The 23,171-nt window shown below is 56.4% G+C and carries 25 protein-coding genes; 9 read left to right on the top strand and 16 right to left on the bottom strand.

Annotation, left to right across the window (positions count from 1 at the left end; genetic code table 11):
* The first annotated feature begins 68 nt into the window (after positions 1-68).
* The 3 genes from ACYASS_RS11485 (at position 69) to tsaA (ending at position 2,135) form a co-directional block, all read left to right on the top strand.
* Positions 69-779 carry an rRNA pseudouridine synthase gene (locus tag ACYASS_RS11485; protein ID WP_463586192.1) on the top strand — a complete coding sequence of 237 codons (711 nt, stop codon included), beginning with the start codon at positions 69-71 and terminating at the stop codon, positions 777-779.
* Between the two features lie 66 nt (positions 780-845).
* On the top strand, positions 846-1,307 hold the full coding sequence (locus tag ACYASS_RS11480; protein WP_243247939.1) for a YehS family protein: 462 nt from the start codon (positions 846-848) through the stop codon (positions 1,305-1,307).
* Positions 1,308-1,430: 123 nt separating this feature from the next.
* Complete coding sequence (tsaA, locus tag ACYASS_RS11475) at positions 1,431-2,135, top strand: tRNA (N6-threonylcarbamoyladenosine(37)-N6)-methyltransferase TrmO (protein ID WP_463586191.1); 705 nt, start codon at positions 1,431-1,433, stop codon at positions 2,133-2,135.
* A 112-nt stretch (positions 2,136-2,247) separates the two neighbouring features.
* On the opposite strand, the gene fpr is transcribed toward tsaA, so the two are convergent.
* The gene (fpr, locus tag ACYASS_RS11470) at positions 2,248-3,027 is read right to left on the bottom strand and encodes a ferredoxin-NADP reductase (RefSeq protein WP_122665176.1); all 780 of its coding nucleotides are present in this window, start codon (positions 3,025-3,027) and stop codon (positions 2,248-2,250) included.
* Between the two features lie 121 nt (positions 3,028-3,148).
* Between fpr and ACYASS_RS11465 the strand changes: the two genes are divergently transcribed.
* The gene (locus tag ACYASS_RS11465) at positions 3,149-4,075 is read left to right on the top strand and encodes a LysR family transcriptional regulator (RefSeq protein ID WP_122665177.1); all 927 of its coding nucleotides are present in this window, start codon (positions 3,149-3,151) and stop codon (positions 4,073-4,075) included.
* Between the two features lie 5 nt (positions 4,076-4,080).
* On the opposite strand, the gene ACYASS_RS11460 is transcribed toward ACYASS_RS11465, so the two are convergent.
* From ACYASS_RS11460 to ACYASS_RS11450, 3 genes are all read right to left on the bottom strand, one after another.
* Positions 4,081-4,446: a diacylglycerol kinase gene (locus ACYASS_RS11460; protein WP_243247941.1), complete on the bottom strand. Its 366-nt coding sequence runs from the start codon at positions 4,444-4,446 to the stop codon at positions 4,081-4,083.
* A 79-nt stretch (positions 4,447-4,525) separates the two neighbouring features.
* Positions 4,526-5,176: a response regulator transcription factor ErdR gene (erdR, locus tag ACYASS_RS11455; RefSeq protein WP_122665179.1), complete on the bottom strand. Its 651-nt coding sequence runs from the start codon at positions 5,174-5,176 to the stop codon at positions 4,526-4,528.
* A 246-nt stretch (positions 5,177-5,422) separates the two neighbouring features.
* Positions 5,423-6,133: a tRNA-uridine aminocarboxypropyltransferase gene (locus ACYASS_RS11450; protein ID WP_243247942.1), complete on the bottom strand. Its 711-nt coding sequence runs from the start codon at positions 6,131-6,133 to the stop codon at positions 5,423-5,425.
* Between the two features lie 238 nt (positions 6,134-6,371).
* Here ACYASS_RS11450 and ACYASS_RS11445 point away from each other — a divergent pair, with 238 nt between their 5' ends.
* The gene (locus tag ACYASS_RS11445) at positions 6,372-6,782 is read left to right on the top strand and encodes a quorum-sensing-regulated virulence factor family protein (protein WP_243247943.1); all 411 of its coding nucleotides are present in this window, start codon (positions 6,372-6,374) and stop codon (positions 6,780-6,782) included.
* 471 nt (positions 6,783-7,253) lie between these two features.
* A complete protein-coding gene (locus ACYASS_RS11440; protein ID WP_463586190.1) occupies positions 7,254-8,351 on the top strand; it encodes an LOG family protein in 1,098 nt (365 codons plus the stop codon).
* A 3-nt stretch (positions 8,352-8,354) separates the two neighbouring features.
* Here the strand turns inward: ACYASS_RS11440 and recX are convergent, their stop codons facing one another.
* The 4 genes from recX to ACYASS_RS11420 form a co-directional block, all read right to left on the bottom strand.
* Positions 8,355-8,822 (bottom strand): recombination regulator RecX, encoded by a 468-nt coding sequence (gene recX, locus ACYASS_RS11435; RefSeq protein ID WP_243247945.1) that lies wholly within the window; start codon positions 8,820-8,822, stop codon positions 8,355-8,357.
* A gap of 6 nt (positions 8,823-8,828) precedes the next feature.
* Positions 8,829-9,893 carry a recombinase RecA gene (gene recA, locus ACYASS_RS11430; RefSeq protein WP_122665184.1) on the bottom strand — a complete coding sequence of 355 codons (1,065 nt, stop codon included), beginning with the start codon at positions 9,891-9,893 and terminating at the stop codon, positions 8,829-8,831.
* A gap of 93 nt (positions 9,894-9,986) precedes the next feature.
* The gene (locus ACYASS_RS11425; RefSeq protein WP_463586189.1) at positions 9,987-10,487 is read right to left on the bottom strand and encodes a CinA family protein; all 501 of its coding nucleotides are present in this window, start codon (positions 10,485-10,487) and stop codon (positions 9,987-9,989) included.
* A 101-nt stretch (positions 10,488-10,588) separates the two neighbouring features.
* Positions 10,589-10,720: a hypothetical protein gene (locus ACYASS_RS11420; protein ID WP_279291103.1), complete on the bottom strand. Its 132-nt coding sequence runs from the start codon at positions 10,718-10,720 to the stop codon at positions 10,589-10,591.
* Between the two features lie 276 nt (positions 10,721-10,996).
* On the opposite strand from ACYASS_RS11420, the gene mutS reads away from it, so the two are divergent.
* Both mutS and fdxA read left to right on the top strand, forming a co-directional pair.
* On the top strand, positions 10,997-13,564 hold the full coding sequence (mutS, locus tag ACYASS_RS11415) for a DNA mismatch repair protein MutS (protein ID WP_463586243.1): 2,568 nt from the start codon (positions 10,997-10,999) through the stop codon (positions 13,562-13,564).
* Positions 13,565-13,811: 247 nt separating this feature from the next.
* On the top strand, positions 13,812-14,135 hold the full coding sequence (fdxA, locus tag ACYASS_RS11410; RefSeq protein ID WP_122665187.1) for a ferredoxin FdxA: 324 nt from the start codon (positions 13,812-13,814) through the stop codon (positions 14,133-14,135).
* Positions 14,136-14,689: 554 nt separating this feature from the next.
* Here the strand turns inward: fdxA and rpoS are convergent.
* The 8 genes from rpoS to ACYASS_RS11370 form a co-directional block, all read right to left on the bottom strand.
* Positions 14,690-15,706: an RNA polymerase sigma factor RpoS gene (gene rpoS, locus ACYASS_RS11405; protein ID WP_122665188.1), complete on the bottom strand. Its 1,017-nt coding sequence runs from the start codon at positions 15,704-15,706 to the stop codon at positions 14,690-14,692.
* A 101-nt stretch (positions 15,707-15,807) separates the two neighbouring features.
* Complete coding sequence (locus tag ACYASS_RS11400) at positions 15,808-16,674, bottom strand: peptidoglycan DD-metalloendopeptidase family protein (protein ID WP_463586188.1); 867 nt, start codon at positions 16,672-16,674, stop codon at positions 15,808-15,810.
* A 192-nt stretch (positions 16,675-16,866) separates the two neighbouring features.
* Entirely contained in the window at positions 16,867-17,502 is a 636-nt protein-coding gene (locus tag ACYASS_RS11395) for a protein-L-isoaspartate(D-aspartate) O-methyltransferase (protein ID WP_205505009.1), read from the bottom strand.
* Positions 17,503-17,543: 41 nt separating this feature from the next.
* The gene (gene surE / locus ACYASS_RS11390) at positions 17,544-18,293 is read right to left on the bottom strand and encodes a 5'/3'-nucleotidase SurE (RefSeq protein WP_463586187.1); all 750 of its coding nucleotides are present in this window, start codon (positions 18,291-18,293) and stop codon (positions 17,544-17,546) included.
* Positions 18,281-19,339, bottom strand: coding sequence for a tRNA pseudouridine(13) synthase TruD (gene truD, locus ACYASS_RS11385; protein ID WP_463586186.1), 1,059 nt, complete (start codon positions 19,337-19,339; stop codon positions 18,281-18,283). The genes surE and truD overlap by 13 nt, the downstream gene beginning before the upstream one ends.
* Positions 19,336-19,809 (bottom strand): 2-C-methyl-D-erythritol 2,4-cyclodiphosphate synthase, encoded by a 474-nt coding sequence (gene ispF, locus ACYASS_RS11380; protein ID WP_243247950.1) that lies wholly within the window; start codon positions 19,807-19,809, stop codon positions 19,336-19,338. The genes truD and ispF overlap by 4 nt, the downstream gene beginning before the upstream one ends.
* A gap of 53 nt (positions 19,810-19,862) precedes the next feature.
* A complete protein-coding gene (fghA, locus tag ACYASS_RS11375; RefSeq protein ID WP_463586185.1) occupies positions 19,863-20,708 on the bottom strand; it encodes an S-formylglutathione hydrolase in 846 nt (281 codons plus the stop codon).
* Positions 20,709-20,798: 90 nt separating this feature from the next.
* The gene (locus ACYASS_RS11370) at positions 20,799-21,911 is read right to left on the bottom strand and encodes an S-(hydroxymethyl)glutathione dehydrogenase/class III alcohol dehydrogenase (protein ID WP_243247955.1); all 1,113 of its coding nucleotides are present in this window, start codon (positions 21,909-21,911) and stop codon (positions 20,799-20,801) included.
* A 120-nt stretch (positions 21,912-22,031) separates the two neighbouring features.
* On the opposite strand from ACYASS_RS11370, the gene ACYASS_RS11365 reads away from it, so the two are divergent.
* Positions 22,032-22,925 carry a LysR substrate-binding domain-containing protein gene (locus ACYASS_RS11365; RefSeq protein WP_243247956.1) on the top strand — a complete coding sequence of 298 codons (894 nt, stop codon included), beginning with the start codon at positions 22,032-22,034 and terminating at the stop codon, positions 22,923-22,925.
* The last annotated feature ends 246 nt before the right edge of the window (positions 22,926-23,171 follow it).

Here is a 23,171-nt window from a genome sequence, read left to right as displayed (position 1 = left end):
TGTTGCCGCGATTAACCGGGCGGGCACGGGTACAATGTCGGCCTTTCTCTCAAGTAACGGCTTTTGTCATGTCAGAACCCATCCGCCTCTCCAAACGCCTGATCGAGCTGACCGGCTGCTCCCGCAGGGAGGCTGAGCTGTATATCGAAGGCGGCTGGGTCACCGTGGACGGTAAAGTCATCGATGAACCGCATTTCAAGGTCGATACCGAAACGGTTGTGCTTGATCGCGAAGCCAAGGCCGATGCACCAGAGCCTGTCACCATCATCTTCCATAAACCGGCCGCTCTGAGCGAAGCCGATGCACTGGCATTGATCACGCCTGGCAGCCTTTCGGAAGAGCACAGCTTTGGCAAACGTCCACTCAAAGGACACTTTCTGCGCCTTGAACCCATCTCGACGCTGCAGGCCAATGCCAGCGGCCTGATGGTGTTCAGCCAGGACTGGAAGATCCTGCGCAAGCTCACGGATGATCGCAGCAAGATCGAACAAGAGTACGTGGTGGAAATTTCCGGCGAGATGGTTGCTCACGGCCTCAACCGGCTCAATCACGGCATGACTTACAAAGGCACGGAATTGCCCAAGGTCAAAGCCAGCTGGCAGAGCGAGAACCGTCTGCGCTTTGCGATGAAAAACCCTCAACCCGGCGTCATCGCCCAGATGTGTGAAGCCGTTGGCCTGAAGATCGTTTCAGTCCGTCGCATCCGCATCGGCGGCGTGTCCATGGGCAAGTTGCCCGAAGGCCAATGGCGCTACATGACTTCCAAAGAGAAGTTCTGATTCAGTTCAATGCTGCTGGATCCTTTCCTGCAGCGTGACCCCAGCCTTACCAGGATTTACCCAATCATGATGAACAACGACGTACTGCGCAGCGTGCGCTACATGCTTGATATCAGCGACGGCAAAATCGTCGACATCACCAGGCTCGGCGGTTTTGAAGTCTCCAAAGCAGACGTTATCGCTTTTACCAAGAAGGACGATGAAGAAGGCTATCTGAATTGCAGCGATGAAATCATGGCGCACTTCCTTGATGGCCTGGTGATCTTCAAGCGTGGCAAGGACGACAGCCGCGCGCCGCAGCCTGTCGAACTGCCGGTCACCAACAACACCGTTTTGAAGAAGCTGCGCGTAGCCTTCGAACTGAAGGAAGAGGACATGCATGCGATCCTCAAATCGGTTGAGTTCCCGGTCTCCAAGCCTGAGCTGAGTGCCCTGTTCCGCAAGTTCGGCCACAGCAACTACCGCACGTGTGGCGACCAGTTGCTGCGTAACTTCCTCAAGGGTTTGACCCTGCGGGTTCGCCCTTGACCGTATTGACTCTGAGTCAGTATATGCACCCGGTAGGAGCGAACTTGTTCGCGAGGCGGTGTTATGCGATACAGCGCCTCGCGAACAAGTTCGCTCCTACCGGATGCCTGATTCCGCTCATCCATGACTGACTCCTACACCGTCTCCCCCATCGGCTTTGTCCGCTCCTGCTTCAAGGAGAAGTTCGCCATACCGCGCCAGCCACAACTGGCCCCGGCGGCGCGCGGTGTGCTGGAACTGGTAGCGCCGTTCGATCAGGGGGATGCGGTACAAGGCCTGGAGCAGGTCAGTCATGTCTGGTTGCTATTCCTCTTTCATCTGGCGCTGGAAGAAAAGCCACGCCTGAAAGTACGCCCCCCCAGGCTGGGCGGTAATCAATCGATGGGCGTGTTTGCGACCCGCGCCACGCATCGTCCTAACGGGATCGGCCAGTCTGTAGTCAAGCTGGACAAGGTTGAAGCCGGACGCCTGTACTTATCGGGCATAGACTTGCTGGACGGCACGCCGGTGCTGGACATCAAGCCCTATGTGCCTTACGCCGACAACGTGTCGACCGCCTTCAATAACATGGCCAGTGCCGCACCAGACCTCATCCCTGTGGGTTGGGATGAGTCAGCCTTGAAGCAGGCTCATGAGCACGGCATGCGCCTGAATGAACCTCTGATCGAACTGATTGAGCAATGCCTGGCGCAAGACCCACGCCCGGCCTACCAGACACCGACACCGGAACGCCGCTACGGTGCGCAGTTCTGGGATCTGGACGTACGCTGGCACTATCCCGAGCCTGGTGTCATCAAGGTGCTCGAAGTGGTGCTGGCGAGCTCCTGATCAGATCACTTATCTACGCCCACAAAAAAACCGCCCGGTCCGTGACCCCCAGGCGGTTTTTTTGTCACATCAGCGGAGTGTGCGAACACACCCCACCCCGTAATTTCGGCCCTTACTTCTCGACGAATGCACGCTCGATCAGATAGTCGCCTGGCTCACGCATACGCGGAGAAACCGTCAGACCGAAGCTGTTGAGCACTTCACTGGTTTCGTCGAGCATGCTTGGGCTACCGCACAACATGGCGCGGTCGTCCTGAGGGTTGATCGGTGGCAGACCAATATCGCTGAACAACTTGCCGCTACGCATCAGATCAGTCAGACGACCTTCGTTCTCGAAAGGCTCGCGAGTAACGGTCGGGTAATAGATGAGCTTGTCGCGCAGCGCGTCGCCGAAGAACTCGTTCTGTGGCAGGTGTTCGGTGATGAATTCGCGATAAGCGACCTCATTCACATAGCGTACACCGTGGCACAGAATGACTTTTTCAAAACGCTCATAGGTTTCAGGGTCTTGAATAACACTCATGAACGGCGCCAGACCGGTACCCGTGCTCAGCAGATAAAGATGCTTGCCCGGCTTGAGGTCGTCGAGTACCAGCGTGCCTGTAGGCTTTTTGCTGATGATGATCTCATCGCCTTCCTTCAAGTGTTGCAATTGCGAAGTCAGGGGGCCATCAGGCACTTTAATACTGAAGAATTCGAGATGCTCTTCCCAGTTGGGGCTGGCGATCGAATAGGCACGCATGAGCGGGCGCCCGTTTGGCTGCTGCAGACCGATCATGACGAACTGACCGTTCTCGAAACGCAGACCTGGATCGCGGGTGCACTTGAAACTGAAGAGTGTGTCGTTCCAGTGGTGGACGCTTAGAACACGCTCGTGGTTCATGTTGCTCATTTACGTGAAAACTCCTGAGATTCGCTTGCGCCGGGTAGGAACGCTATTGCGCGATATTCTAGTGGGAAGCACAATATCTGTTAACTGAATTATTAAGATATAGGTTATCGGTTATATAGATATGCGATTTACTTTACGTCAACTTCAGGTTTTTGTAGCCGTCGCCCAACAGGAAAGCGTTTCCCGGGCGGCGATCCTGCTATCGCTGTCCCAATCGGCCGCCAGTACCTCCATCACCGAACTGGAGCGACAGTCCAGCTGCCAGTTGTTCGACCGGGCGGGTAAACGCCTGAGCCTGAATGCCACAGGCCGCCAGTTACTGCCCCAAGCGGTTGCCCTGCTGGATCAGGCCAAAGAGATCGAGGACTTGCTCAATGGCAAATCCGGTTTCGGCTCACTGGCAGTGGGCGCAACACTCACCATTGGTAATTACCTGGCAACGCTGTTGATCGGCAGTTTCATGCAGCGTCACCCGGAGAGCCAGGTCAAGCTGCATGTACAGAACACCGCCCACATCGTGCAGCAGGTCGCACACTACGAAATTGACCTGGGTCTGATTGAAGGCGATTGCACGCACGCTGACATTGAAGTGCAACGCTGGGTCGAAGACGAACTGGTCGTTTTCTGCGCCCCTCAGCACCCACTGGCCAAACGCGGACATGCCAGCCTCGACGAACTGACCCAGGAAGCCTGGATCCTGCGTGAACAGGGCTCAGGAACCCGCCTTACGTTCGATCAGGCGATGCGTCATCATCGCAATGCACTGAATGTACGCCTGGAGCTTGAGCATACCGAGGCCATCAAACGTGCCGTCGAATCAGGCCTGGGGATCGGCTGCATATCGCGACTGGCGCTGCGGGATGCGATTCGACGCGGCAGCCTGGTGGCAGTTGAAACGCCGGAGCTGGATCTTTCCAGAGAGTTCTATTTCATCTGGCACAAGCAGAAGTATCAGACCTCTGCCATGCGCGAGTTTCTCGACCTGTGCCGCTCGTTGACTGAAGGCGTCCAGCGCAGCGATGAAATCGTGCTGCCAAGCATGTACTAGGTGATTCAGCCGAACAGGATCAACAGCCATACAGCAGCGATCATGGTCAACGAGACCATCTGGGCAGCGCTGCCCATGTCTTTGGCGTTTTTCGAAAGAGGATGCAAATCCAGGGAAATGCGATCGATGGCCGCTTCAACCGCCGAATTGAGCAGTTCTACGATCAATGCCAGCAGGCACACCGCGATCAATAACGCGCGCTCGCCCTTGCTCACATCGACGATAAAAGCCAGTGGCACCAGCACTACGTTGAGAAGCACCAATTGCCTGAAAGCGGCTTCACCCTTGAAAGCGGCAGACAGACCATCGAAAGAATAACCGGCGGCATTCAGGATACGTTTCAGGCCCGTTTGGCCTTTGAAAGGAGACATAGATAGGCTGCTGTGCAAAAAGATGATGGAAACTAATTCAGGACAGATCAAAAAATTGTGAACGTTGGGTGGTCCAGAGTTATCCGTTTGGAGAAATCGATTCCAGCTGTTGCAGAAGCAGCGCAGCCTGAGTTCGTGTCCGCACACCCAGCTTGCGAAATATCGCCGTGACATGGGCCTTGATCGTTGCCTCGGACACAGTCAGCTCATAGGCAATCTGCTTGTTCAGCAATCCTTCACAGACCATGGTCAATACCCGGAACTGCTGAGGCGTGAGACTTGCCAGACCCGCGCTGGCGGCTTTGGCTTCATCAGAAACACTCACGGCTTCGTTAGCCTGCGGCGGCCACCAGACATCACCTTCCAGTACCTTGCGCACGGCCTGCTGAATGGTCTCCAACGGACTGGACTTGGGGATGAAGCCACTGGCACCAAACTCTCGGGACCTGACAACGATAGCGGCCTCTTCCTGCGCCGACACCATCACCACCGGAATCTGCGGATACTGGCCACGCAGCAGGACCAGACCGGAAAAGCCATAAGCACCCGGCATATTCAAGTCCAGCAGGACCAGATCCCAGTCAGACTTCTCATCCAGACGCGCTTCAAGCTGGGCAATGCTCTCCGCCTCCACGAGTCTCACATCAGGACCGAGGCCAAGGCTCAATGCCTGATGCAACGCGCTGCGGAACAGCGGATGGTCATCGGCAATCAGGATTTCGTAAGTCATGGGGTGGTCCTGTACTTATAAGTGGGCGCCGATCCATTCAGCGCCCAGCAAGGCATTGGCAAATGCCAGCAAACACGTGTCGCATCAATACGCAGCGCGAACCTCAGTCTGCGAAAAACAACCGTCCGAGCCTTTATGCGGCGCCAGCATGCCCAGCGAAACCGGGGTGGTCAAGCATTAACCCGGCAGCAAACAGAGGTTATTTCGCACACATCTGCGCCTCACTCGCGAAGGCGCAATATCAACTCAGAGAAAAGCCTTCAGATGGGTGTGAGAGACATCATCCGAATCAATGCTTTTCTGATACTTCGCGCCCAGATAGTGAGCAGTAAACACATCCAGATAAGCATCAAGCACCCCGCTGGCTTGCGTATCACCGGCCAGTTCCAGACACAATGCAGCGACTTCCGCCGTGCAAAAATGATCATCACGCTTCGAGCGGCGCAGGCGATAGCGGGACATCTGTTCCGGCTCAAGGCTGAGCACTGGAAACCGTTCCAGGTACGGGCTTTTGCGAAACATCTTGCGCGCTTCGGGCCAGGTCGCATCCAGCAAGATGAAGAGCGGACGCTTGCCCTCTTCCGGAATGACCTGGTTGACCACTCGTTGCGGAGCCACAAACTCGCCCGGGAAAACAATATAGGGCTGCCATTGCGGGTCATCCAGCAATGCCAGCAACTGCTCATCGACCTCTATGCGTGACCAGCCAAATGCATGAGTGTCATCGACAACGTCCGCAATCAGCCAGCCGGTATTGGTCGGCTTAAGTGGCTCAGTGTCGTACATAAGCAGACACATGGCCGAATTGGTCGCCACATTTGGCTTCCACCCACACAGGCAGTACTCGGGGATCACTCGACACTGATTGCAGCGTGGCGCGCGCGACCCACGTGCAATAAACGGCTTGGTACTCTGCGCCAGACGGCGATCGCGCAGGCGAGAAACGGCGTGACTCATAATGGCATGCGTCGATGAAAGGGAAGCGTGAACACTGCGATAACTCGGCGGGCTGAAAAGTCTGCGCAGTTTAACAGAGCCACGTCCTGTCCGGCCCGCGCTGTCGATGGACGAATCGCTTTCAATGCGCGTCATCCTTATACTTCGCAATCGTTCATGCACATCCAGCCCTGCTGCCTGCTGAACATACTTGCAAGTCACCGGTCCAACGGGCCAGTCACTGAATCAGGAGAATTTAATGCTGCGCCTTACCGTCCCTACCCTCATGTTGCTGCTCGCTGTTCCGTTCTGCGCCCAGGCGGCGTCGAAGCAGGATTTCGAACTGAGCAAAATGCTTGAAAAAGTTGCGAAGGAAAGCAGCGTCGGCACACCGAGGGCCATCAACGAGGACATTCTTGATCAGGGTTACACGGTTGAGGGCAATCAGTTGATCAACCACTTGAGCGTTCGCGCGGGCCAGGCCCAGCAGATGCGTGCCAATCCTGACGCGGTACGCAACCAGTTGGGCAACAGCGTTTGCCACAACAATGGCTACCGCCAACTGATGAGCAAGGGAGCAGTACTCAAGTATCAGTTCACCGAGTACAAGACTAATCGTCCGGTAACCAGTCAGGTCTTCAAGGCCAGCGACTGTTCGGTCAAGAAGTAAGAACGCACCAGACCTCGTCCTGAGGAGCTGCCATGTGGGAGCTGGGCTTGCCCGCGATAAGGGCGACTCGATTCAACTGACACACCGAGGTGCCCGCATCGCGGGCAAGCCCGGCTCCCACAGCACCGCGTTGGCATCGGGTTTGCGATGGTGCCTGCGAAAACATTGGTTTTAATAATGTTGGAGCGAGTGGCTGCTCCTACAGACATCGTTCTCTACAGGCTGCGACAGCGTTATTTCCGACGCGCAGATATTCGCAGCCTTCAGCAGCTCCTACCGATTCGCCGTCACTGCCTGCCAGTGCTCTGTGTACCCTCTATTTCCCACTAGCTTGAACAGCGGAAATTTAATGCCATAAACAAACGTTGCCAGTTCCATGCAGGCTAGGCACATTATCGAATTGGAATAAGCGTCACGCTTCAGACGACGGTGCGAGCTGGAGCGATGATTTCGCGCACGGAGAAGCCCTTAATGCCTTATGTCCCTAATGACCTGCTGAGCAGCCACTTTCAAAGTAACGGTAAAGACCTCACCAGCAAGATCGAAGAACAGATCAATCTGGTAGCCCCCAACAGTCCAAACCTTCCGCTCTATCGCGACATGATGCTGACCGTATTGCGCATGGCCCAGGACGATCGCAATCGCTGGAACGCAAAAATCACCCTGCAAGCCTTGCGCGAACTGGACAATGCCTTTCGAGCGCTTGAGCAGTTCCGCGGGCGCCGCAAGGTGACGGTCTTCGGCTCCGCCCGCACCCCCGTTGAACATCCACTGTATGCGCTGGCCAAGGAGCTTGGCGCATTGCTGGCCAAAGCGGATCTGATGGTCATCACCGGCGCGGGCGGCGGCATCATGGCCGCAGCCCATGAAGGCGCCGGGCTGAATCACAGCCTGGGCTTCAACATCACTTTGCCGTTCGAACAGCACGCTAACGCCACGGTCGAGGGCACAGGCAACCTGCTGCCCTTCCACTTCTTCTTCACCCGCAAGCTGTTCTTTGTCAAAGAAGCCGATGCGCTGGTGCTTTGCCCAGGTGGTTTCGGCACGCTTGATGAAGCTCTGGAAGTACTGACACTGATTCAGACCGGCAAAAGTCCACTGGTGCCTATCGTGCTACTGGACGTGCCAGGAGGAAGCTTCTGGCAGAGCGCGCTGGACTTCATCAAAAGTCAGCTGGAAGAAAATCACTACATTCTGCCAAATGACATGAAGCTACTGCGCCTGGTCTACAGCGCCGAAGAAGCAGTCGAGGAAATCGATCAGTTCTACAGCAACTTCCATTCAAGCCGCTGGCTGAAGAACAAGTTCATCCTGCGCATGCATCACCCGCTCACCGAGCAAGCCATTGCGCATATGCAAGAGGCATTCGCCGACCTGCGTCTGGCAGAAGACTTTCAGCAACATGCTTATCAGGGTGAAGAACACGAGGCTGATTTCAGCCATCTGACGCGCTTGGTGTTTAGTTTCAGTGGACGTAATCAAGGGCGGCTGCGGGAATTGGTCGACTACATCAACCTGTCGGAAAACTGGGTTCAACCGACAGCAAAGCTGAAAACCCGAGAATCCTGAGGATCAGTCGTCCTCGCCACGACCGCTCAGCAGGCGGCCAATCATATCCATTGGATAACCACGGTAGCTCAAGAAACGACCTTGTCTGGCACGTTCCCGCGCATCTGCGGGCAACTGCCCGGCGAACTTGCGCTGCCAGATTTCATGCAGCTTTTCCTGCCAATCAAAACCACACTCCCGAATCGCCTGTTCGATTTCCGCGCGTTGCAATCCACGCTGATTCAGCTCCTCGCGAATACGCGCAGGACCATAGCCCGAGCGTGCACGGTAAGAGACGAAACTTTCGAGGTAGCGCGCTTCTGACAACAGCCCTTCTTCAACAAGGCGGTCGAGAGCAGGTTCGATGAGTTCAGGAGTTGCGCCGCGCTGACGCAGTTTGCGCGTCAGCTCGACACGACCGTGCTCGCGTCGTGCGAGCAGGTCCATTGCGGTGCGCCTTACGGCGACAGGTGTATCGAGTACAACCGACATGATCTATCAGAGATCAACGTCAGCTTCAGCCATGTCATCAGCAGGCGCTGGTGCACGAGAGGCTTCGGATTTGGTATCAACACCTGGAGTCAGCAGCTTCTCACGAATCATCTTCTCAAGGGTGGCACCGACTTCCGGGTTATCCGCCAGGAACTTGGCCGAGTTGGCTTTACCCTGACCGATTTTGCTGCCTTGGTAGCTGTACCATGCACCGGACTTCTCTACGAAACCATGCAGTACGGCCAGATCAATGATCTCGCCATTGAGGTAGATACCCTTGCCGTAAAGAATCTGGAACTCGGCCTGACGGAACGGCGGGGCCACCTTGTTCTTGACGACTTTGACACGGGTTTCACTGCCGACGACTTCGTCGCCCTCTTTAACTGCACCGGTACGACGGATATCCAGACGGACCGAAGCGTAGAACTTCAGCGCGTTACCACCGGTGGTGGTCTCCGGACTACCGAACATTACACCGATCTTCATACGGATCTGGTTAATGAAGATAACCAGACAGTTGGCGTTTTTGATGTTGCCGGTGATCTTGCGCAGCGCCTGAGACATCAGACGAGCCTGCAGCCCCACGTGCATGTCACCCATTTCGCCTTCGATTTCAGCCTTCGGCACCAGAGCGGCAACAGAGTCGACAACGATGACGTCGATTGCATTGGAACGCACCAGCATGTCGGTGATTTCCAGTGCCTGCTCACCGGTATCCGGCTGCGAAACCAGCAGGTCGTCAACATTGACGCCCAGCTTGCCTGCGTATTCTGGATCAAGCGCGTGCTCGGCATCGACGAACGCACAAGTTGCACCCATTTTCTGGGCCTGGGCGATAACCGACAGCGTCAGCGTCGTTTTACCGGAAGACTCAGGACCATAGATTTCAACGATCCGGCCTTTCGGCAAACCACCGATGCCCAGCGCGATATCGAGCCCGAGTGAGCCGGTGGAGATAGAAGGAATCGCCTGGCGGTCATGGTCACCCATGCGCATTACGGCACCTTTACCGAATTGACGCTCGATCTGACCCAAGGCCGCAGCCAAGGCTTTCTTCTTGTTGTCGTCCATTGAAGTCCTCACGTAATCAAATTCAATTAGGGGCCTGACGGCCACAACACCTGTATAAGTAGACAGTATTATTCCACAGGGTTGAGCGCTCGCCTACCCCCGAGTTGGTATTTCTGCACTGACAAGCCGGATCAGCCCCTCTAGCGCGGCTTTCACCGTTTGTCGGCGCACCTCGTCACGGTCTCCGGCGAACTGTTCGCGCCGTGAAATCAGCTTTTCACCCACGCCCCAGCACAACCATACAGTGCCAACCGGCTTCTCGACCGAGCCGCCACCCGGCCCGGCGACGCCACTGACCGCGACAGCAAATCCTGCACCGCTATGACGTTGCGCACCCGACACCATCGCGCGCACCACCTCTTCGCTGACCGCACCGACGCGGGCAAACAACTCGGTCGGTACTTGCAACTGGAGGGTTTTCTGGTGATTGGAGTAAGTGACATAACCCGCCTCGAACCAGGCCGAACTGCCGGGTATCCGGGTAATCGCTTCGGCGATGCCGCCGCCGGTACAGGACTCGGCGGTGCTGACCTGAGCATTGATCGATTGCAGATGCTTGCCAAGGGTGGCGGCAAGCCGGGTGATTTCATCCAAGATGCTCTTCCTTTGGAAAGGCGAGTAAACCAACACCGTACACGAGCGCTTTGAAGGTGCAAGCAGAGAGCGGCCTGATCGCGACCGCCCTCATGGATGCGTCATTTATCCCGGGTTTTCGGGCAGTGCGGTTTCTTGATGGTTTCAACCGTTGTTTCCTTCGGGCGTCGCCGGGCCTCCTCGATGGGAATGAAACGCCCGCTTCCGGAATCCCTTCCGCGTTTGTTAGCCATATAAAATTCCTTTTACATAAACGCCTGCTCGGGATTGAGAGGCGACGCAGCAAAGTCTATACAGCGATTTCACCTCTGTGGCCGTCCGGAAACGCTCGGTGACGAATCAGCCGACTTGCAGCAGACCTGCGTAGCGAAGCCTCGCGTGGTAATCTTGCGCCCATCGCAAAACACACGGACTTACCGGCCAGTTAGCCCCAGAAGGGTTATCGGGTTCGCCTCCGACTTTGCCCCACTCTTCCAACGAACTTGCCTAACTATCTGATGAATAAAGCAATTTCCTATCTCTCTTCACACACCCCGATGATGCAGCAGTACTGGCGGCTGAAGAATCAGCATCCTGACCAGTTGATGTTCTATCGCATGGGCGATTTCTACGAAATTTTCTACGAAGATGCGAAGAAAGCCGCCAAATTGCTGGATATCACCCTGACAGCGCGGGGCCAGTCTGCCGGTCAGAGCATCCCTATGTGCGGGATTCCTTATCACGCGGCTGAAGGCTATCTGGCCAAGCTGGTCAAGCTCGGCGAGTCAGTGGTGATCTGCGAGCAGGTCGGTGATCCAGCGACCAGTAAAGGCCCGGTTGATCGACAGGTCGTGCGCATCATCACTCCCGGCACTGTCAGCGATGAGGCACTGCTCGACGAGCGCCGCGACAATCTGATTGCTGCGGTACTGGGTGACGAACGCCTGTTCGGCCTGGCTGTAATGGACATCACCAGTGGCAATTTCAGCGTGCTCGAAATCAAGGGCTGGGAGAACCTGCTGGCTGAACTTGAGCGTATCAACCCCGTGGAGCTGCTCATCCCCGATGACTGGCCACAAGGTCTGCCTGCTGAAAAACGTCGAGGATCACGCCGCCGCGCGCCGTGGGATTTCGAGCGTGACTCTGCACTCAAAAGTCTTTGCCAGCAGTTCTCGACTCAGGACCTGAAAGGCTTTGGCTGCGAAAACCTGACCCTGGCGATCGGTGCTGCCGGTTGCCTGCTGGGCTACGCCAAAGAAACCCAGCGTACTGCCCTGCCGCACCTGCGCAGCCTGCGTCATGAGCGCCTTGACGATACGGTCATCCTTGATGGTGCCACCCGACGCAACCTCGAACTGGACACCAACCTGGCCGGTGGTCGCGACAACACCTTGCAGTCGGTGGTAGATCGCTGCCAGACCGCAATGGGTACGCGCCTGCTGACCCGCTGGTTGAATCGTCCTTTGCGCGACCTGTCGATTCTCAAGGCACGGCAATCCTCGATCAAGTGCCTGCTTGAGCGTTATCGCTTCGAAAACCTGCAGCCACAGTTGAAGGAAATCGGCGATATCGAGCGAATCCTTGCGCGTATCGGTCTGCGCAATGCCCGGCCACGCGACCTTGCTCGCCTGCGCGACGCCCTGAGTGCGTTGCCCGAATTGCAAACGGCAATGGCCGAACTGGAAGCGCCGCATTTGCAGCAACTGGCCAAGGTCACCGGCGTCTATCCGGAGCTGGCCGATTTGCTGCAACGAGCCGTCATTGACAACCCGCCAGCGGTGATCCGCGACGGCGGGGTTCTTAAAACGGGTTATGACGCTGAGCTGGACGAGCTGCAGTCGCTAAGTGAAAACGCCGGGCAGTTCCTGATTGACCTTGAGGCCCGTGAAAAAGCCCGAACCGGATTGGCCAATCTGAAAGTCGGCTACAACCGGATTCACGGTTACTTCATTGAATTGCCGAGCAAACAGGCCGAACAGGCGCCCGCGGACTACATCCGTCGGCAAACCCTGAAAGGTGCCGAGCGCTTCATCACGCCAGAACTGAAAGAGTTCGAAGACAAGGCGTTGTCAGCCAAAAGCCGGGCACTGGCTCGCGAGAAAATGCTTTACGAAGCATTGCTTGAGGACCTGATCGGCCATCTCGCGCCGCTGCAGGACACCGCCTCGGCACTGGCCGAGCTGGATGTGCTGAGCAACCTGGCCGAACGCGCGCTGAATCTGGACCTGAACTGCCCGCAGTTCGTCGATGAGCCCTGCATGCGCATCGATCAGGGTCGGCATCCGGTCGTGGAACAGGTGCTGACCTCGCCGTTCGTGGCCAACGATCTGGACCTTGATGACAAGACCCGGATGCTGGTCATCACCGGCCCGAACATGGGCGGTAAGTCGACCTATATGCGCCAGACCGCACTGATCGTGTTGCTGGCCCACATCGGCAGCTTCGTGCCAGCGGCAAGCTGCGAGCTGTCATTGGTGGACCGGATTTTCACTCGAATCGGCTCCAGCGATGACCTCGCAGGCGGGCGTTCGACGTTCATGGTCGAAATGAGCGAAACGGCCAACATCCTGCACAACGCCACTGATCGCAGCCTGGTGCTGATGGACGAGGTTGGACGCGGCACCAGTACATTTGATGGTCTGTCCCTGGCATGGGCTGCGGCAGAATGTCTCGCCCAGTTACGCGCCTACACGCTGTTTGCCACCCACTATTTCGAGCTGACCGTGCTGCCGGAAAGCGAACCGCTGGTCGCCAACGTGCACCTCAATGCGACCGAGCACAACGAGCGAATTGTGTTCCTGCACCGGGTTCTGCCAGGACCTGCCAGCCAGAGTTATGGCCTGGCTGTAGCCCAACTGGCTGGGGTTCCAGCGAGAGTGATTGGCCGGGCGAAGGAGCATTTACACCGGTTGGAGACCACCAGCCTGCCCCACGAACAGCCTCGTCCGAAACCTGGCAAACCCGCTGCGCCCCAGCAAAGCGACATGTTCGCGAGCCTGCCGCACCCGGTGCTCGAAGAGCTTTCCAGAGCCAAACTCGACGATGTCACGCCGCGTCAGGCGCTAGAGTTGTTATATGCACTGCAAACTCGCATCTAACGAGAACCGTAACAAGCTGTTAGAATCCCGCGCGGTTTGAGACGCTGACAGCTTTTAGCCTGGCTGAGCAGCTGATCCGAGCCGCGTGAGACGTAGCGAACCCAGGGTCGAACGCCGTGCGTGCAGTCGATCTGCATTCAGCGCCGTTTACCTAATGCATGTGTTTCACACGGCGCGGGAGACTTCCCGAACCTGGCAACCCTATACCGAAGGGCTCTGCTGTCGCCGCCTGAGGAGAGAATTAGAAATGACCTTCGTCGTCACCGACAACTGCATCAAGTGCAAATACACCGACTGTGTAGAAGTCTGTCCGGTGGACTGCTTCTACGAAGGCCCGAACTTCCTGGTGATTCACCCGGATGAGTGCATTGACTGTGCGCTTTGCGAGCCTGAATGCCCCGCTCAGGCCATTTTCTCGGAGGATGAGATCCCTGCAGGGATGGAAAACTTCATCGAGCTCAACGCCGAGCTCGCGGACGTCTGGCCGAACATCACCGAGAAGAAAGACGCCCTGGCTGACGCAGCAGAGTGGGATGGCAAAACCGGCAAGATCGCAGACCTGGAACGTTAAGCGTCCAAGCTGTTCAAGAGAGCCCCTCGCGGGGCTTTTTTGTGCCTGCCTGTTTATCCGGGATAATACTTTTCTCCAGACGAAAAAAGGGGCGGTATGACCCGCCCACATTTTTTCCTTAATCCTTTTAATCCCTTTCATCATCCTGATGAATCGCGTCCTGCGATGTCCTTGACTGTCATCCTTGACGGCCTGCGTCCATCCGTAGACACAGTTCTGATAGTAGTGTTTTCTGCGCAGAGGGCAAGTAGCCAAAATCTTTCAAGATCTCTCAGCGCATCACGAGCACAAATTAAAAGTCCTTTATTTCATAGGGTTAGATAACTACTACATCCGCACAGGTCAATGTTGTGCATTGTATTTCGCAAAGGCTTACAGCCTGTGTAAGTAATGACTGACGTCGAAAGCATCCGGATAACTTACGTATAAGCCAAAAGACGTTAATGAGCGGTGCCGAACCCGCCTTTAACTTCAGCCAAAAAAAACACCCCTTAACGGAGTGTTTTTCGTGGCGCGAAAGACAAACTTACCGTTTATCTTTGTGTACATTCACTTCATTGAAACAGTGATTCACTGGATAGCCCGTTCTTTTCGAGGATCTCACGCAAGCGCTTGAGGCCCTCAACCTGGATCTGTCTGACACGCTCACGAGTAAGACCGATTTCCAGCCCTACATCTTCAAGCGTACTGCTCTCATGACCACGCAAGCCGAAACGCCGTATCACGACCTCTCTCTGCTTGTCAGTCAGCTCTGAGAGCCATTGGTCAATGCTCTGTGACAGATCATCGTCCTGCAGCAACTCACAAGGATCGGTGGGGCGATCATCGGTCAGGGTATCGAGCAATGTCTTGTCGGAGTCCGGACCGAGAGAAACATCGACAGAGGAAACGCGCTCATTCAGACCAAGCATGCGCTTGACCTCACCCACCGGCTTTTCAAGCAGGTTGGCGATTTCTTCAGGAGAGGGTTCGTGATCGAGTTTTTGCGTCAATTCACGGGCAGCCCGCAAATAGACGTTAAGTTCTTTGACGACATGAATAGGCAGCCGAATGGTTCGGGTCTGATTCATGATCGCACGCTCAATGGTCTGACGAATCCACCATGTTGCGTAGGTTGAGAAACGGAATCCACGTTCCGGATCGAATTTTTCGACCGCTCTGATAAGCCCGAGGTTGCCCTCTTCAATCAGGTCCAGCAACGACAACCCACGATTGACATAACGTCTGGCAATTTTCACCACCAGCCGCAAGTTGCTTTCAATCATGCGCTTACGACCAGCCGGATCACCCTTTTGCGAGAGCCTCGCAAAATGGACTTCTTCTTCCGGAGAAAGCAGCGGGGAAAACCCGATTTCATTGAGGTACAACTGGGTAGCATCAAGCGCCCGGGTGTAGTCGATATATTTGTGCTGTTTGAGCGATGTGGAGTTTTTTGCTCTGGTACGGGGCGCAGAGGCAGCAGGGGTCTGCTTCTCGTCCGCTTCAAGCTCCGATTCCAGAACGATGCCGGCCTCCATAAGGAGAACCTCATCGTCGATGTCAAACTCCGGCGCTTCTTTGCTAAGAGCCATTGTTATAGTCCTTTGGTGAGTTCGACCTCAAGCTCCAGCGACGCCAATTCCATGGCAACGCTTGAGCCTGTCCCTCTACGCTAGGAACAGGCTGGCAACAATCAACGACGCGGCAGGAATTGCAGCGGATCTACAGGTTTGCCCTGGCGGCGAATCTCAAAATGCAACTTCACCCGGTCAGTTCCTGTTGACCCCATCTCGGCAATCGTCTGCCCTGCCTTGACCTGTTGCCCCTCCCGTACCAACAGCCTACGGTTGTGACCGTAAGCACTGACGTAGGTATCGCTGTGTTTGATGATGACTAATTCGCCGTAGCCCCGCAAGCCACTCCCGGCGTAAACCACCGACCCATCAGACGCAGCCAAAACAGGCTGTCCCAAATCTCCAGCGATATCAATGCCTTTATTCAAACTACCGTTTGAAGAAAATTTCCCGATCAAAACGCCGTTAGACGGCCATGTCCAGCCTTTCGGAGACGGCCCGGCGGGCCCTGTTGACTCGTTCGCCGGAGGAGGAACAACCGTCACCGGCTTCGAAATAACCGTGGTTTTTACCGAGCCAGAAGGGCTGGTTGTGGTCGAAGTCGTTGTGGAAGCAACAGGTGGGCGCACACCTCCCGGCGCTGCCGCAGCCGTTGAAGATGTTGAATTTGAACGGCCGTCAAAGCGAATCGTCTGACCCGGACGAATCGTATAGGGCTCTGGAATCTGGTTACGTGCCGCCAGCGCCTTGTAATCCCAGCCGTAACGGAAGGCGATGGAGAACAGCGTGTCACCGCGACGGACAACGTATTGCCCTGTCGTCACAGTCGGACGTTGAGGCGCAGCATTGTTATTACGATCGACCACACGCACGCCACCGGAGGGCGAGCTGGAGCATCCGACCAAGAGGACACTGAGCGCAATGCCAATCACCAGCCGCTGAAAACTTGTTGAATAACTACGCTGCCGAATGACTGTGCGACTCACCCGCCACTCCCTTTACTGGTGACTGAATTAAAGATGCCTATTGTGCCGTAATAACGACTGGCAGCTACTGCTTAACTGTTCTGAATCAAATTGATGCGCCCAGGATCGCCGTGTCACGGGTTCATTCCAGAGACTGGCCCTTGATGCCATGAGATAGACAGGCCGCGTTCCCCAGAATTCAGTGAACAGCTATCAAGCCAGCGGACCATTGAGCAAAGGTACAAAGCGCACGGCGCCAAGCACATGCCGGGAGAACCCGTTTTCCTCACGCACGATCAGCATCAACTGCTGTACTTCGCCTGACCCCACCGGGATCACCAGCCGTCCTCCAGGTGCCAGTTGGTCAAGCAGCGCCTGAGGTACATCCGTTGCGACGGCGGTCACGATGATTCCGTTGTAGGGTGCCAGAGCCGGCCAGCCTTCCCAGCCATCACCCCAGCGGAATACCACATTACGCAGATTAAGCTCGACCAGACGTTCCTTGGCGCGATCCTGCAATACCTTGATTCGCTCCACCGAGAACACCCGCTCGACCAGCTGCGCAAGGACAGCGGTCTGGTAGCCGGAACCGGTTCCGATCTCCAGCACCTTGTCCAGCGGACCTGCCGCCAACAGCAGCTCGCTCATGCGCGCCACCATGTAAGGCTGTGAAATCGTCTGGTTGTGGCCGATCGGGAGCGCCGTATCTTCATAGGCTCGATGAGCCAGAGCTTCATCGACAAACAAATGCCGTGGCGTTTTGCGAATGACTTCCAGCACCTGCGCGTTGGAAAGCCCTTCCTCGTAAAGACGTTGAATCAGACGCTCTCGAGTCCGCTGGGAAGTCATCCCGATTCCACGACGTAACAGATCATCTTGCTCGCGAGACATCAAAGAAGGCCCTCCAGCCATTTGTTCAGGCTAGCGAACCCGTCCTGGTAAGTACGATCCAGCTGCAAGGGAGTGATTGAAACGTAGCCTTGCATCACTGCATGAAAGTCTGTCCCGGCGCCGCCATCCTCAGCGTCACCTGCCGCCGCGATCCAGTAGCCGGCACGTCCACGAGGATCGACTACCTTGATCGGTGCCGTGGCTCGCGCCCGATGCCCAAGCCGGGTCAACTGGATGCCCCGAATACGGTCAAGCGGCAGATTTGGAATATTCACATTCAGCACTGTGCGAGGCGGCAAATCGAGCTGCTCATGAGCCTCGACAAGCACGCGCGCATAATGCGCTGCGGTTGCCAGGTTATCCGGCTGACGCGACAGAAACGAAAAGGCAAACGAAGGTTTCTCCAGGAACCGCCCCTCAAGGGCTGCGGCCACTGTCCCGGAATACAAAACGTCGTCGCCCAGATTAGCGCCCAGGTTGATCCCCGACACCACCATGTCCGGTTGCACTTCCAGCAACCCGTTCAGCCCGAGGTGCACGCAATCGGTCGGCGTGCCATTGACGCTGATGAAACCGTTCGCCAATGCATGAGGATGCAAAGGGCGGTCGAGCGTCAGCGAGCTGCTGGCGCCGCTTTTGTCTTGATCGGGGGCGATCACCACACACTCGCTGTAATCGGCCAGCGCCGCATACAAAGCGGCGAGACCGGGCGCGGCGACCCCATCATCGTTAGAAATCAGAATACGCATGAGCTGTCCGTCTGCCCAACCGGCGCCAGATCAACAAGTTCGCGCACCAGTACAGTGGCGAAGCATCCGGGCGGAAGGACGAATTCCAGTTGCAGAATGTCAGGCTCGGGATAATGCCACGTCAACCGCCCAATGGGCAGTCGCAGGATGCGCCGTTCGTGCTCCATTCCCGCTCTCGTCAGCCAGTCGCGCAGTGCAGACTCACGATTGGCGACGTCATTCTCCAGCGTTGCCGTGGCTCCGGAGGCTGGCGATGGGCCTTCGCCCCATTGCGGACCGGTCGGATGCAGATCGAGAATCGCGAGTCGCGGATCATTGCACTCATCCACGCCAGCCGGAAAAAAACTACGGCTGTCGGTGAAAGCCAGCAGATCACCGACTTGCGCAACCTGCCAGGAACCATCTGCGACACGGGCAGCAAGCACCTGATTGAAAAGATAACTGCGGGCCGTGGACAGCAACCGGGAACGCACTGCCCGCTGTTCCGGCAACGCCTGACGCATGGCGTAACTACGCGCCTCACCCAGATTGCCACCTTGATACCCAAAGCGCTGGGCACCAAAGTAGTTGGGGATCCCCGCTTTGGCGATCGACTCAAGGCGAGCGTTCAGCGCTTCCTTGTCGACGTTCAACCGGGTCAGACGCAGGGTGAAGCCGTTTGCCGCATGAGCACCGCGCTGTAGCTTGCGCTTGTGTCGGGTGCTCTTGAGAATTTTCAGTGTTTCGTTTTCTGCCGAGCTCAAATCAGGGTCGGCCTTGCCCGGCAACTGGATGCTGAACCACTGCCGGGTCAACGCCTGACGATCCTTGAGCCCGGCATAGCTGACAGTCCTGAGCTGTACGCCAGCAGCACGGGCCAGACGACGGGCTGCCTCTTCAGTGTTGAGGCCGCGTTTTTCGACCCACAACCAGAGGTGCTCACCGTCGCCGGACAACGTGATCTCAAGCACTTCGTCGACCTGAAAATCTTCGGCAGTCTCTTTGAGCACCGCACTCCCCAGCGGCGGACCATACGCTTGCGGACCGAGCAGTTCTACTTCGGTCATGCGGACAGCAACAGCGCGACGGCGTGAACCGCGATGCCTTCTTCGCGACCGGCAAAGCCAAGTTTTTCAGTCGTAGTTGCCTTGACGTTTACCTGATCCAGGTCGATCTGGAGATCCTCGGCGATCAATGCACGCATGGATTCGATGTGGGGAGCCATTTTGGGCGCCTGAGCGACAATCGTTGCGTCAACGTTGCCGACTTTCCAGCCCTTGCCCCGCACCAGACTCAATACGTGTCGCAACAGCGCACGGCTGTCAGCACCTTTGAACTGCGGATCGGTGTCAGGGAAATGCTTGCCGATATCACCCAGCGCTGCGGCGCCGAGCAGTGCATCGCTCAAGGCGTGCAACAGTACATCGCCATCGGAATGGGCAAGCAGACCGAAACGGTGCGCGATGCGCACGCCACCCAAGGTGATGAAATCGCCTTCAGCGAAACGGTGCACATCATAGCCATGGCCAATACGCATAAAAAAACGCCCTGGAAAAAGTCAGGGCGTGATTCTACCTACTTTGTTGACGCTTAGCTGTTCAACGCGTCGCCATGATGCCGAAGGTGGTCTTCGATGAAGCTGGCGATGAAGAAATAGCTGTGGTCATAGCCCGGTTGCATACGCAATGTCAGGGGATGACCAGCCGCTTTGGCCGCCTGAACCAGTGCCTCGGGTTTAAGCTGATTAGCAAGGAAGTCATCGCGATCGCCCTGATCCACCAACATCGGCAACTTCTCGCGCGCATCGGCAATCAGCACGCTCGCATCCCATTCACGCCAGCGCGAACGCTCTTCACCCAGGTAGCGGGAAAAAGCTTTCTGGCCCCACGGACAATCCATCGGATTAGAAATGGGTGAGAATGCCGATACCGATTTGTAGCGCCCGGGATTACGCAATGCGCAGACAAGAGCACCGTGACCGCCCATGGAGTGACCACTGATCCCGCGAGCCTGCGAAGCAGGGAAATGCTCCTCAACCAGAGCGGGCAGCTCGTTCACTACATAGTCGTGCATACGATAATGCTTCGCCCAAGGCTCCTGCGTAGCATTGAGATAGAACCCGGCACCCAGGCCAAAATCCCATGCACCATCTGGATCACCGGCAACATCCGGCCCACGCGGACTGGTATCAGGTGCGACAATGATCAAGCCCAGTTCTGCTGCCACCCGCTGAGCGGCAGCCTTCTGCATGAAGTTTTCATCGGTACAGGTCAGGCCCGAGAGCCAATACAGCACCGGCAACTTACCGCCCTGCTCCGCCTGGGGCGGCAAATACACGGCAAACACCATGTCACAGCCAAGCACGTCAGAATGATGCTTGTAGCGCTTGTGCCAGCCGCCAAAACTTTTCTGGCAGGAAATATTCTCTAGAGCCATGGTCGTAAACTCCCAGGCACAAGCTACAAGCTTCAAGCTGCAAGAGGCGCGGAACCCTCTTGTAGCTTGTCGCTTGAAGCTTGCAACTGCTTAAAAGTGAATGACTGTGCGGATGCTTTTGCCTTCGTGCATCAGGTCGAATGCCTTGTTGATGTCTTCCAGACCCATGGTATGGGTGATGAAAGTATCCAGCGGAATTTCGCCTTTCTGAGCCTTTTCAACATAGCTCGGCAGCTCGGTACGACCACGGACGCCACCGAAGGCCGAACCGCGCCAGACGCGACCGGTCACCAGCTGGAATGGGCGGGTAGCAATTTCCTGGCCCGAAGGCGCAACGCCGATGATTACCGACTCGCCCCAGCCTTTGTGACAGCATTCCAGCGCAGCACGCATCAGGTTCACGTTACCGATACATTCGAAGCTGTAATCCACACCGCCATCTGTCAACTCAACGATCACATCCTGAATCGGCTTTTCATGATCTTTAGGATTGATGAAGTCGGTAGCCCCCAGTTCACGGGCTACGTCGAATTTCGCCGGATTGATGTCGATTGCGATGATCCGCGAAGCCTTGGCCATTTTCGCGCCAATGATTGCAGCCAGACCGATACCACCCAGACCGAAGATGGCGACAGTAGCGCCCTCCTCGACTTTGGCGGTATTGAGTACTGCACCGATGCCTGTGGTGACACCGCAGCCCAGCAGGCAGACTTTTTCCAACGGTGCTTCTTTCGGAATTTTGGCCAGGGAAATTTCCGGTACCACGGTGTATTCGGAGAACGTCGAGCAGCCCATGTAGTGATAAACCGGCTGACCGTTGTAGCTGAAACGGGTAGTGCCGTCAGGCATCAGACCCTTGCCTTGAGTGGCGCGCACTTTCTGACAGAGGTTGGTTTTACCCGACAGGCAGAATTTGCACTCGCGGCATTCAGCGGTGTAAAGCGGGATGACGTGATCGCCCACTGCCAGCGAAGTAACGCCCTCGCCAATCGCTTCGACGATACCGCCACCTTCGTGACCGAGAATGCACGGGAACACGCCTTCAGAATCGGCGCCCGACAAGGTGTAGGCGTCGGTATGGCAAACACCGGTGGCAATCGTGCGAATCAACACCTCACCCGCCTTCGGTGCTTCGACGTCGACTTCGACGATTTGCAGCGGTTCGTTAGGGGCAAAGGCAACTGCGGCACGTGACTTGATCATCGATCTTTCTCCAATGAAGTTAGAAATAGAAGCTAAAAACAATGGAAGGAGTGTAAAGCAGTGCCAGTTGATTAATAATCCGGTCAAAAGCAAAACATTATTGCTGAACAGGGATAATCGATGTACACCAATCGCTGGGAAGGCCTGGATGAGTTCGTCGCGGTAGCTGAATGCGGTCAGTTCACAGCTGCCGCCGAACGAATGGGTGTCTCGTCCTCGCACATCAGTCGCCAGATCGCCCGGCTGGAAGAGCGTCTGCAAACCCGACTGTTGTATCGAAGCACACGGCGAGTCGCGCTGACTGAAGCGGGCCAGACATTCCTGCACCATTGCCAGCGTCTGCAGGATGGACGTGAGGAAGCTTTGCGCGCGATTGGCGATCTGGCCAGCGAACCCAAAGGCCTGCTGCGCATGACCTGTGCAGTGGCCTACGGCGAACGGTTTATCACGCCTTTAGTCACACGTTTCATGGACCTTTACCCACAGATCAGGGTGGAGATCCAGTTGAACAATGACACTCTGGACATGGTTCATGAGGGGCTTGATCTGGCCATACGTCTAGGCCGATTGCAGGACTCCCGGTTGGTCGCTACCCGCCTTGCACCACGAAGGATGTACTTATGCGCATCCCCGTCTTATCTGGAGCGTTATGGTCGGCCGCATAGTGTGTCGGAGCTAAGTCGACACAATTGCCTGATCGGCAGCAGTGATACCTGGCTGCTTCAGCAAAACGGTCGGGAGTTCTCTCAGAGAGTACAAGGCAACTGGCGCTGCAACAGTGGGCAGGCGGTGCTGGATGCTGCGCTGCACGGCGTGGGGCTGTGTCAGTTGCCGGATTATTACGTGCTGAGCCATTTGAACAGCGGCGCGCTGGTTTCGCTGCTGGAACCCCATCAACCGCCCAACACTGCGGTCTGGGCGTTGTACCCGCAGCAACGGCACCTTTCGCCAAAGGTGCGCAAGCTGGTGGATTATCTGAAAGACGGGTTGGCGATGCGGGATGAGTATCGGTAGGCACCTGGATTCGGCGAATACGGGGCCACCCGTATCAAATTGATTCAACGATACCCACGTCGCGGCTGAGACTGGTTTCGCCCTAACGGTCGAGCCCCTTTTGTTACGGCAAAAGGGGCGAAAACCATTTTGCGCTGACGTACGGCCCCTGCTTCGCAGGAGTACCTTCGACTCCGGTGCCGTGGTGGGGGGGGGTCGAGGGGCGGGGCCACCAAGCCGCGCACAGCCGAGCGGCGCCCCACGCAC

Source organism: Pseudomonas sp. HP_14, assembly GCF_055283875.1.
This window is presented reverse-complemented; position numbering and strand designations above follow the sequence as displayed.

Bases quoted from the DNA above. Each gene is read 5' to 3' on its own strand.
- ACYASS_RS11365 (WP_243247956.1), top strand. From the start codon at position 22,032: ATGTACACCAATCGCTGGGAAGGCCTGGATGAGTTCGTCGCGGTAGCT.
- ACYASS_RS11445 (WP_243247943.1), top strand. From the start codon at position 6,372: ATGCTGCGCCTTACCGTCCCTACCCTCATGTTGCTGCTCGCTGTTCCG.
- ispF (WP_243247950.1), bottom strand. From the start codon at position 19,809: ATGCGTATTGGCCATGGCTATGATGTGCACCGTTTCGCTGAAGGCGAT.
- ACYASS_RS11370 (WP_243247955.1), bottom strand. From the start codon at position 21,911: ATGATCAAGTCACGTGCCGCAGTTGCCTTTGCCCCTAACGAACCGCTG.
- ACYASS_RS11440 (WP_463586190.1), top strand. From the start codon at position 7,254: ATGCCTTATGTCCCTAATGACCTGCTGAGCAGCCACTTTCAAAGTAAC.
- ACYASS_RS11395 (WP_205505009.1), bottom strand. From the start codon at position 17,502: ATGACTTCCCAGCGGACTCGAGAGCGTCTGATTCAACGTCTTTACGAG.
- fdxA (WP_122665187.1), top strand. From the start codon at position 13,812: ATGACCTTCGTCGTCACCGACAACTGCATCAAGTGCAAATACACCGAC.
- erdR (WP_122665179.1), bottom strand. From the start codon at position 5,176: ATGACTTACGAAATCCTGATTGCCGATGACCATCCGCTGTTCCGCAGC.
- rpoS (WP_122665188.1), bottom strand. From the start codon at position 15,706: ATGGCTCTTAGCAAAGAAGCGCCGGAGTTTGACATCGACGATGAGGTT.
- recX (WP_243247945.1), bottom strand. From the start codon at position 8,822: ATGTCGGTTGTACTCGATACACCTGTCGCCGTAAGGCGCACCGCAATG.
- fpr (WP_122665176.1), bottom strand. From the start codon at position 3,027: ATGAGCAACATGAACCACGAGCGTGTTCTAAGCGTCCACCACTGGAAC.
- recA (WP_122665184.1), bottom strand. From the start codon at position 9,893: ATGGACGACAACAAGAAGAAAGCCTTGGCTGCGGCCTTGGGTCAGATC.
- ACYASS_RS11450 (WP_243247942.1), bottom strand. From the start codon at position 6,133: ATGAGTCACGCCGTTTCTCGCCTGCGCGATCGCCGTCTGGCGCAGAGT.
- ACYASS_RS11485 (WP_463586192.1), top strand. From the start codon at position 69: ATGTCAGAACCCATCCGCCTCTCCAAACGCCTGATCGAGCTGACCGGC.
- tsaA (WP_463586191.1), top strand. From the start codon at position 1,431: ATGACTGACTCCTACACCGTCTCCCCCATCGGCTTTGTCCGCTCCTGC.
- surE (WP_463586187.1), bottom strand. From the start codon at position 18,293: ATGCGTATTCTGATTTCTAACGATGATGGGGTCGCCGCGCCCGGTCTC.
- truD (WP_463586186.1), bottom strand. From the start codon at position 19,339: ATGACCGAAGTAGAACTGCTCGGTCCGCAAGCGTATGGTCCGCCGCTG.
- ACYASS_RS11465 (WP_122665177.1), top strand. From the start codon at position 3,149: ATGCGATTTACTTTACGTCAACTTCAGGTTTTTGTAGCCGTCGCCCAA.
- fghA (WP_463586185.1), bottom strand. From the start codon at position 20,708: ATGGCTCTAGAGAATATTTCCTGCCAGAAAAGTTTTGGCGGCTGGCAC.
- ACYASS_RS11420 (WP_279291103.1), bottom strand. From the start codon at position 10,720: ATGGCTAACAAACGCGGAAGGGATTCCGGAAGCGGGCGTTTCATTCCC.
- ACYASS_RS11480 (WP_243247939.1), top strand. From the start codon at position 846: ATGATGAACAACGACGTACTGCGCAGCGTGCGCTACATGCTTGATATC.
- ACYASS_RS11460 (WP_243247941.1), bottom strand. From the start codon at position 4,446: ATGTCTCCTTTCAAAGGCCAAACGGGCCTGAAACGTATCCTGAATGCC.